Source organism: Streptomyces phytophilus (genome assembly GCF_013870535.1).
GTDB classification, from domain to species: Bacteria; Actinomycetota; Actinomycetes; order Streptomycetales; family Streptomycetaceae; genus Streptomyces; species Streptomyces phytophilus.
Genome location: NZ_JACBXC010000127.1, coordinates 1 through 8,987, shown reverse-complemented (window position 1 = coordinate 8,987; position 8,987 = coordinate 1). Strand labels below are relative to the sequence as shown.

The following is an 8,987-nucleotide window of genomic DNA, read 5'->3' as shown; positions in this document are numbered from 1 at the left end:
AGGGGTACATAAGGGACCTTCGGCTGCTTCGGGTGCCGTGGCCCCGCCGGCCCGGTGGCGGACCGGCGGGGACTCGGAAGGGCGAGGAGGGCTGGGAGGGCTGGGAGGGCGGGGAGGGTTCCGGACCGGAGCTAGCGGGCGCGGGCCTCGGTGAGGTGGCCGGCGTGTTCCTGGAGCGAGCGCACCCCCACCTCGCCGCGGGTCAGCGCCTCGATGCCCTGGACGGCGGCGGCCAGCGCCTGGACCGTCGTCAGGCACGGCACCCCGCGGGCGACGGCCGCGGTGCGGATGTCGTAGCCGTCGAGGCGGCCGCCGGTGCCGTACGGGGTGTTGACGATGAGGTCGACGTCGCCGTCGTGGATCAGCTGCACGATCGTGCGCTCGCCGTCCGGACCCGGGCCCTGCGAGTGCTTGCGTACGACCGTCGCGGCGATGCCGTTGCGCCTGAGCACCTCGGCGGTGCCGGAGGTGGCCAGCAGCTCGAAGCCGTGCTGGACCAGCTCGCGGGCCGGAAAGACCATCGAGCGCTTGTCGCGGTTGGCGACCGAGACGAAGGCCCGGCCGCGGGTGGGCAGCGCGCCGTACGCGGCGGCCTGCGACTTGGCGTACGCCGTGCCGAAGACGCTGTCGATGCCCATGACCTCGCCGGTGGAGCGCATCTCCGGGCCGAGCACCGTGTCGACGCCCCGGCCGCGGATGTCGCGGAAGCGCGTCCACGGCAGCACGGCCTCCTTCACCGAGATCGGCGCGTCCAGCGGCAGCGTGCCGCCGTCGCCCGCGGCCGGCAGCATGCCCTCCGCGCGCAGTTCGGCGACGGTGGCGCCGAGCGAGATGCGGGCGGCGGCCTTGGCGAGCGGGACGGCGGTGGCCTTGGAGGTGAAGGGGACGGTGCGCGAGGCGCGCGGGTTGGCCTCCAGCACGTACAGGATGTCCCCGGCCAGCGCGAACTGGATGTTGATCAGCCCGCGGACGCCGACGCCGCGCGCGATGGCCTCGGTGGAGGCGCGCAGCCGCTTGATGTCGTGCCCGCCGAGGGTGATCGGGGGCAGCGCGCACGCGGAGTCGCCGGAGTGGATGCCGGCTTCCTCGATGTGCTCCATGACGCCGCCGAGGTACAGCTCCGTGCCGTCGTAGAGCGCGTCGACGTCGATCTCGATGGTGTCGTCGAGGAACCGGTCGACGAGCACGGGGTGTTCGGAGATGAGTCCCGCGTGCCGCTCCAGGTACGCGGCCAGCGACGGCTCGTCGTAGACGATCTCCATGCCGCGCCCGCCGAGCACGTACGAGGGGCGCACCATCACCGGGTAGCCGATCCCGGCGGCGATGTTCTTGGCCTCGGCGAAGGAGAACGCGGTGCCGTACTTGGGCGCCGGCAGCCCCGCCTCGGCGAGCACGCGGCCGAACGCGCCGCGGTCCTCGGCGGCGTGGATCGCCTCCGGCGGCGTGCCCACGACGGGCACACCGTTGTCCTTCAGCGCCTGCGCGAGCCCCAGCGGCGTCTGCCCGCCCAGCTGGACGAGGACGCCGGCGACCGGGCCCGCCTGGGTCTCGGCGTGCACGACCTCCAGCACGTCCTCCAGCGTCAGCGGCTCGAAGTACAGCCGGTCGGAGGTGTCGTAGTCGGTGGAGACGGTCTCCGGGTTGCAGTTGACCATCACGGTCTCGTAGCCCGCCTCGCCGAGGGCGAAGGAGGCGTGGACGCAGGAGTAGTCGAACTCGATGCCCTGGCCGATGCGGTTGGGCCCGGAGCCGAGGATGATCACGGCGGGGCGCTCGCGCGGGGCGACCTCGGTCTCCTCGTCGTACGAGGAGTAGAGGTACGGGGTGCGCGCCGCGAACTCGGCGGCGCAGGTGTCGACCGTCTTGTACACCGGGCGTACGCCCAGCGCGTGCCGCACCTCGCGCACCACGTCCTCGCGCAGCCCGCGCACGCCGGCGATCTGGGCGTCGGAGAAGCCGTGGCGCTTGGCGTACGCCAGGAGGCCGGGGTCGAGGTGGTCCGCGGCGGCCAGCTCGTCGGCGACCTCCTTGATCAGGAAGAGCTGGTCGACGAACCAGGGGTCGATCCGCGTCGCCTCGTGCACCTCCTCCCGAGCGGCGCCGGCCCGGATGGCGGCCATCACCGTGTTCAGCCGGCCGTCTGTGGGCACGGCGGCCTTCGCGAGCAGCGCGGCCTTCTCGCCGGGGCCGGGCGGCGGGCCGGCGAAGTCGAAGGGGGCGTCGTTCTTCTCGACCGAGCGGAGCGCCTTGTTCAGCGCCTCGGTGAAGTTGCGGCCGATGGCCATGGCCTCGCCGACGGACTTCATGGTGGTGGTGAGCGAGGCGTCGGCGGCCGGGAACTTCTCGAAGGCGAAGCGGGGCACCTTCACCACCACGTAGTCGAGCGTGGGCTCGAAGGACGCGGGGGTCTCGCGGGTGATGTCGTTGGGGATCTCGTCGAGGGTGTAGCCCACGGCCAGCTTCGCGGCGATCTTGGCGATGGGGAAGCCGGTGGCCTTGGAGGCGAGCGCGGAGGAGCGGGAGACGCGCGGGTTCATCTCGATGACGACGACCCGGCCGTCCGCGGGGTCGACCGCGAACTGGATGTTGCAGCCGCCGGTGTCGACGCCCACCTCGCGGATGACGGCGATCCCGATGTCGCGCAGGATCTGGTACTCACGGTCGGTGAGCGTCATCGACGGGGCGACGGTCACGGAGTCGCCGGTGTGCACGCCCATGGGGTCGAGGTTCTCGATGGAGCAGACGACCACGACGTTGTCGTGCTTGTCGCGCATCAGCTCCAGCTCGTACTCCTTCCACCCCAGGATGGACTCCTCCAGCAGCACCTCGGTCGTCGGCGAGAGCGCGAGCCCCTGGCCGGCGATGCGGCGCAGCTCCTCCTCGTCGTGGGCGAAGCCGGAGCCGGCGCCGCCCATGGTGAAGGAGGGGCGTACGACCACGGGGTAGCCGCCGAGTCCTTCGACGCCGGCCACCACCTCGTCCATGGTGTGGCAGATCACCGAGCGGGCCGACTCGCCGTACCCGGTCTTGCGGCGGACCTCCGCGACGACCTCCTTGAACTGGTCGCGGTCCTCGCCCTTCTGGATGGCCTCGACGTTGGCGCCGATCAGCTCCACGCCGTACTTCTCCAGCACTCCGGAGTCGTGCAGCGAGACCGCGGTGTTGAGGGCGGTCTGCCCGCCGAGGGTGGGCAGCAGGGCGTCGGGTCGCTCGCGCGCGATGATCTTCTCGACGAACTCGGGCGTGATCGGCTCGACGTACGTGGCGTCGGCGATCTCCGGGTCGGTCATGATCGTCGCCGGGTTGGAGTTGACGAGCACGACGCGCAGGCCCTCGGCCCGGAGCACGCGGCACGCCTGGGTGCCGGAGTAGTCGAACTCGGCGGCCTGGCCGATGACGATCGGGCCCGAGCCGATGACCAGGACGGACCGGATGTCGGTGCGCTTAGGCACGCTGGGCTCCCTGTGCTGTCTGTGCTGTCTGCTCGGCGTGGTCCGCCATCAGCTCGGCGAAGCGGTCGAAGAGGTACGCGGCGTCGTGCGGCCCCGCGGCCGCCTCGGGGTGGTACTGGACGGAGAACGCCGGCCGGTCCAGCAGCCGCAGGCCCTCCACGACCCGGTCGTTGAGGCACACGTGGCTGACCTCGGCGCGCCCGTACGGGGTGTCGGCCACCGTGTCGAGGGGCGCGTCGACGGCGAAGCCGTGGTTGTGCGCGGTGACCTCGACGCGGCCCGTGGTGCGGTCCTGGACGGGCTGGTTGATGCCGCGGTGGCCGTACTTCAGCTTGTACGTGCCGAAGCCGAGCGCGCGGCCGAGGAGCTGGTTGCCGAAGCAGATGCCGAACAGCGGGGTGCCGCGCTCCAGCACGGCGCGGACCACGGTGAGGTCGGCGGCGGCCGGGTCGCCGGGGCCGTTGGAGAGGAACACGCCGTCGGGCGCCACGGCGTAGACCTCCTCGACCGTGGCGGTGGCGGGCAGCACGTGCACCTCGATGCCGCGCTCGGCCAGCCGCCGCGGCGTCATGCCCTTGATGCCGAGGTCCAGCGCGGCGACGGTGAAGCGCTTCGCGCCGAGGGCGGGGACGACGTACGGCTCCTCGGTGGCGACCTCGGGCGCGAGGTCCGCGCCCTTCATCTGCTCCTGGACCCGCACCCGGGCGAGCATCGCGTCCGGGTCCGCGACCCGGTCGCCGGAGAAGATGCCGACGCGCATGGCGCCGCGCTCGCGCAGGTGCCGGGTGATCGCCCGGGTGTCGACGCCGGAGATGCCGACGACGCCCTGGCGGCGCAGCTCCTCGTCGAGGGAGCGGGTGGCGCGCCAGCTGGAGGGGACGCGGGCGGGGTCGCGCACGACGTAGCCGGAGACCCAGATGCGGGCGGACTCGGCGTCCTCGTCGTTGACGCCGGTGTTGCCGACGTGCGGGGCGGTCATGACGACGACCTGGCGGTGGTACGAGGGGTCGGTCAGGGTCTCCTGGTAGCCGGTCATACCGGTGGAGAACACGGCTTCGCCGAAGGTCTCCCCCGTCGCTCCGTAGGCGCGGCCGCGGAAGCTGCGGCCGTCTTCGAGGACGAGTACGGCGGGGCTTTCCTGGCCGCGGTGGGCTGCGGTCATCGTGTGCCTTCCGTGGTGGTGCTGTCTGCGGAGCTCGCGGCGGCGTCGGCGGGAGCGGTCTCGGCGGGCGGGGCGCCGAGCGCCGCCACCCAGGCGGCGTGCTCGGCGGCGCGGTCGGAGCGGAAGCCGGAGTCGTACTCCGCGCCGCCGTGCGCCCAGGTGATCACCAGCAGCCCGCCCTCGGTGAGGACCTTGCCGGCGATGGCCTTGTCGAGCCGGGCGCCGCGCAGGTGCGCGGCGGGGACGAAGAAGTCCGCGGCCCCGGGGCGTACGACCGCGAGGCCCTGCTCGGTGAGGGTCAGCTCGACGCGGCTGCGTACGCCCAGGCCGTGGGCGACGATGCGGTCCAGCCACTGCCCGGCGACGGTGCTGCCGTGGTAGCGCCCGGTCAGCTCCAGCCGCGCCTGCCCGGCGTCGTCGGGGATCGGGGGCAGGTCCGGAATGCCGGACTGGAGCTGGCCGCGCCACTTCCAGCCCTCGCGCATCAGCCAGTAGACGAGCGCGATGAACAGGATCAGGCCGACGATCCAGCCGATGCGCGCCGCCCAGTCCGTCACGGGCTGCGACTGCCGCTCCTCGGCGAGGAGGGTGGCGAGCGTCACGCCGGCTCACCCCCGGCGAGGGTGGCACGGCCGCGCAGGAACGTGTGCGTGACCCGGCCGGGCAGCTCGCGGCCCGCGTAGGGGGTGTTCCGGCTGCGGGAGACGAAGCTGTGCGGATCCACGCGACCACGGTAGGCCGGATCGAGGAGGGTGAGGTTGGCGGGCTCGCCGGGGGCGACCGGCCGGCCGTGCCCGTCGAGGCGGCCGATGGCGGCGGGCCGGAAGGACATCCGGTCGGCGACGCCGGACCAGTCGAGCAGGCCGGTGTCGACCATCGTCTGCTGCACCACGGACAGCGCCGTCTCCAGGCCGACCATGCCCATGGCGGCGGCGGCCCACTCGCAGTCCTTGTCCTCCTGCGGGTGCGGGGCGTGGTCGGTGGCGACGCAGTCGATGGTGCCGTCGGCGAGCGCCTCGCGCAGCGCGCGCACGTCGGTCTCGGTGCGCAGCGGCGGGTTCACCTTGTAGACGGGGTCGTACGAGCGGACCAGCTCGTCGGTGAGCAGCAGATGGTGCGGGGTGACCTCGGCGGTCACGCGCCAGCCCTTGGACTTCGCCCACCGCACGATCTCCACCGAGCCGGCGGTGGACAGGTGGCAGATGTGCACGCGGGAGTCGACGTGGGCGGCGAGCAGCACGTCCCGGGCGATGACCGACTCCTCGGCGGCGGCGGGCCAGCCGCCGAGGCCCAGCTCGGCGGAGACGACGCCCTCGTTCATCTGGGCGCCCTCGGTCAGCCGCGGCTCCTGCGCGTGCTGCGCCACGACGCCGTCGAACGCCTTCACGTACTCCAGTGCCCGGCGCATGATCACGGCGTCGTCCACGCACTTGCCGTCGTCGGAGAAGACCACGACGCCGGCCGCCGACTCGTGCATGGCGCCCAGCTCGGCGAGCTGCTTGCCCTCCAGGCCCACGGTGACGGCGCCGACCGGCTGCACGTCGCAGTAGCCGGACTCGCGGCCGAGGCGCCAGACCTGCTCGACGACGCCCGCGGTGTCGGCGACGGGGAAGGTGTTAGCCATCGCGTGCACGGCGGTGAAGCCGCCCTTCGCGGCCGCGCGGGTGCCGGTCAGGACGGTCTCGGAGTCCTCCCGGCCGGGCTCGCGCAGGTGCGTGTGGAGGTCGACCAGGCCGGGCAGCAGGATGTGCCCCGCGGCCTCGACCACCTCGGCGCCGTCGGCCGGCAGCGCCGCGCCGGCCTCGGCGACCTCGGCGATGGTCTCGCCGTCGATCAGGACGTCGCGGGCCTCGCCGCCGAGGACCTGCGCGCCGCGGATCAGGGTCTTGCTCATCGGTCGTTCTCCTCGGGGCGTGCGGTGGTCGGGGCGGGGACGGCCTTGCCGGCCGCCGCGGTGGCTGTGGCGCCCGCGGCCGTGGCGGTGGGCGGCGCTTCTCCCGGTGCGCCGCCGAGCAGCAGGTAGAGCACGGCCATGCGGATGGAGACGCCGTTGGCGACCTGCTCGACCGCGGTGCAGCGGGGCGAGTCGGCGACCTCGGCGGTGATCTCCATGCCGCGGTTCATCGGGCCGGGGTGCATGACGAGGGCGTGCTCGGGCATGCGCGCCATCCGTTCGCCGTCGAGGCCGTAGCGGCGGGCGTACTCGCGCTCGGTGGGGAAGAACGCGGCGTTCATCCGCTCCCGCTGCACCCGCAGCATCATCACGCCGTCGGACTTCGGCAGCACGGCGTCCAGGTCGTACGAGACCTCGCAGGGCCAGCGCTCCACGCCGACCGGCACCAGCGTGGGCGGCGCGACGAGCGTGACCTCGGCGCCGAGGGTGTGCAGCAGCAGCACGTTCGAGCGGGCGACCCTGCTGTGCAGGATGTCGCCGACGACGGTGATGCGGCGGCCGTCGAGCCCGCCGCCGGTGCCGGGCGCCAGGTGGCGGCGCATGGTGAAGGCGTCGAGGAGCGCCTGCGTGGGGTGCTCGTGGGTGCCGTCGCCGGCGTTGACGACGGAGCCGTTGATCCAGCCGGAGGTGGCCAGCCGGTGCGGGGCGCCGGAGTCGTGGTGGCGGATGACGACGGCGTCGGCGCCCATGGCCTCCAGGGTCAGGGCGGTGTCCTTGAGCGACTCGCCCTTGGAGACGGACGAGCCCTTGGCGGAGAAGTTGATGACGTCGGCGGAGAGCCGCTTCGCGGCGGCTTCGAAGGAGATGCGGGTGCGCGTGGAGTCCTCGTAGAAGAGGTTGACCACGGTGCGGCCGCGCAGGGTGGGCAGCTTCTTGATGGGCCGGTCGGCGATCCGGGCCAGTTCCTCGGCGGTGTCGAGGATCAGCACGGCGTCGTCGCGGGACAGGTCGGCCGCCGAGATCAGATGGCGCTTCACTGGGTGCTCCGGGGTGTCGTGGGTACGGCGGGTCGCGCGCCGCGGCTCACGGGGGCGTACGCCTCCGGCGGCCGGCGGGGCGGGGCGGGCGTCCTACTTGGAGCCGAGCAGCACGGCGTCGCGGCCGTCCTGCTCGGTGAGCTGGACGCGGACCGTCTCCCGCAGCGACGTGGGGAGGTTCTTGCCGACGTAGTCGGCGCGGATGGGCAGCTCGCGGTGGCCGCGGTCGACGAGGACGGCGAGCTGCACGGCCCGCGGTCTGCCGATGTCGTTCAGCGCGTCGAGCGCCGCGCGGATCGTGCGGCCGGAGAAGAGCACGTCGTCCACGAGGACCACCAGCCGGCCGTCGATCCCCTCCGCGGGGATGTCGGTGCGGGCCAGCGCGCGGGGCGGGCCCATGCGCAGATCGTCGCGGTACATCGTGATGTCGAGCGAGCCGACGCCCGACTGGCCGAACTTCCTGCCGGTGATCTCTTCGAGCTTCGCGGCGAGCCGGTGGCCGAGCCACACGCCGCGGGTCGGGATGCCCAGGAGCACCACGTCGTGGGCGCCTTTGGTGCGCTCCACGATCTCGTGCGCGATGCGGGTCAGCACCCGCTGGATGTCCGGCGCCTCCAGAACTGGCCGGGCCGGGTCTGTGCCGTGCGTGTCCATACGGAAAGGACCCCCTTCCCCGCCTCACAGGACGGGCGTTAAAGGACGTCAGGTCCCCTCTACCGTAACAGCGCGGCCCGACACCACCGCCGCGGGGTCTCCACCGCGTCAGCACCGCCCACCTACCACCCTCATGGGTGGCGACCGGATGAATCTTCCGCTTGACGAAGCCAAGTTACGCTGCGTAACCTCACAGTGAGTTACCAGACTGTCGTCCGGGGAGCCATATGTCCAGCGAATACGCCAAACAGCTCGGGGCCAAGCTCCGGGGCATCCGTACCCAGCAGGGCCTCTCACTGCACGGCGTGGAGGAGAAGTCCCAGGGGCGCTGGAAGGCCGTCGTCGTCGGGTCGTACGAGCGCGGGGACCGTGCGGTCACCGTGCAGCGCCTGGCCGAGCTGGCGGACTTCTACGGGGTGCCGGTGCAGGAGCTTCTCCCGGGTTCGGCGCCCGGCGGGGCCGCTGAGCCGCCGCCGAAGCTCGTGCTGGACCTGGAGCGCCTGGCCCAGATCCCCGCCGAGAAGGCGGGACCGCTGCAGCGCTATGCGGCGACGATCCAGAGCCAGCGCGGGGACTACAACGGCAAGGTCCTCTCGATCCGCCAGGACGACCTGCGCACGCTCGCCGTGATCTACGACCAGTCCCCCTCGGTGCTGACCGAGCAGCTCATCGGCTGGGGCGTCCTGGACGCCGACGCCCGCCGCGCGGTCGTGGTCCACGAGGACGCCTGACCCGCGCCTCACCAGCAGAAACGTGCCGCCGTCGGCGGAGCGGGGCCCGGGACGGGC

General features: G+C 72.8%; 7 protein-coding genes. 1 reads left to right on the top strand and 6 read right to left on the bottom strand.

The genetic code is table 11. The features are described from left to right. Window positions 1-131: 131 nt before the first annotated feature. From carB to pyrR, 6 genes are all read right to left on the bottom strand, one after another. Entirely contained in the window at window positions 132-3,452 is a 3,321-nt protein-coding gene (gene carB / locus H5J30_RS09665) for a carbamoyl-phosphate synthase large subunit (protein WP_181786983.1), read from the bottom strand. Then, window positions 3,445-4,614, bottom strand: a complete 1,170-nt coding sequence (gene carA / locus H5J30_RS09660; protein ID WP_181786981.1) for a glutamine-hydrolyzing carbamoyl-phosphate synthase small subunit — start codon at window positions 4,612-4,614, stop codon at window positions 3,445-3,447. Before carA ends, carB begins: the two co-directional genes overlap by 8 nt. After that, entirely contained in the window at window positions 4,611-5,216 is a 606-nt protein-coding gene (locus H5J30_RS09655; RefSeq protein ID WP_181786979.1) for a PH-like domain-containing protein, read from the bottom strand. The genes carA and H5J30_RS09655 overlap by 4 nt, the downstream gene beginning before the upstream one ends. After that, window positions 5,213-6,508: a dihydroorotase gene (locus H5J30_RS09650; protein WP_181786977.1), complete on the bottom strand. Its 1,296-nt coding sequence runs from the start codon at window positions 6,506-6,508 to the stop codon at window positions 5,213-5,215. Before H5J30_RS09650 ends, H5J30_RS09655 begins: the two co-directional genes overlap by 4 nt. Continuing rightward, window positions 6,505-7,545 carry an aspartate carbamoyltransferase catalytic subunit gene (locus H5J30_RS09645; protein WP_181786975.1) on the bottom strand — a complete coding sequence of 347 codons (1,041 nt, stop codon included), beginning with the start codon at window positions 7,543-7,545 and terminating at the stop codon, window positions 6,505-6,507. Before H5J30_RS09645 ends, H5J30_RS09650 begins: the two co-directional genes overlap by 4 nt. 93 nt (window positions 7,546-7,638) lie before the next feature. After that, entirely contained in the window at window positions 7,639-8,199 is a 561-nt protein-coding gene (gene pyrR, locus H5J30_RS09640) for a bifunctional pyr operon transcriptional regulator/uracil phosphoribosyltransferase PyrR (RefSeq protein ID WP_181786973.1), read from the bottom strand. Window positions 8,200-8,426: 227 nt separating this feature from the next. Between pyrR and bldD the strand changes: the two genes are divergently transcribed. After that, a complete protein-coding gene (gene bldD / locus H5J30_RS09635) occupies window positions 8,427-8,930 on the top strand; it encodes a transcriptional regulator BldD (protein WP_018836716.1) in 504 nt (167 codons plus the stop codon). Window positions 8,931-8,987: the final 57 nt, after the last annotated feature.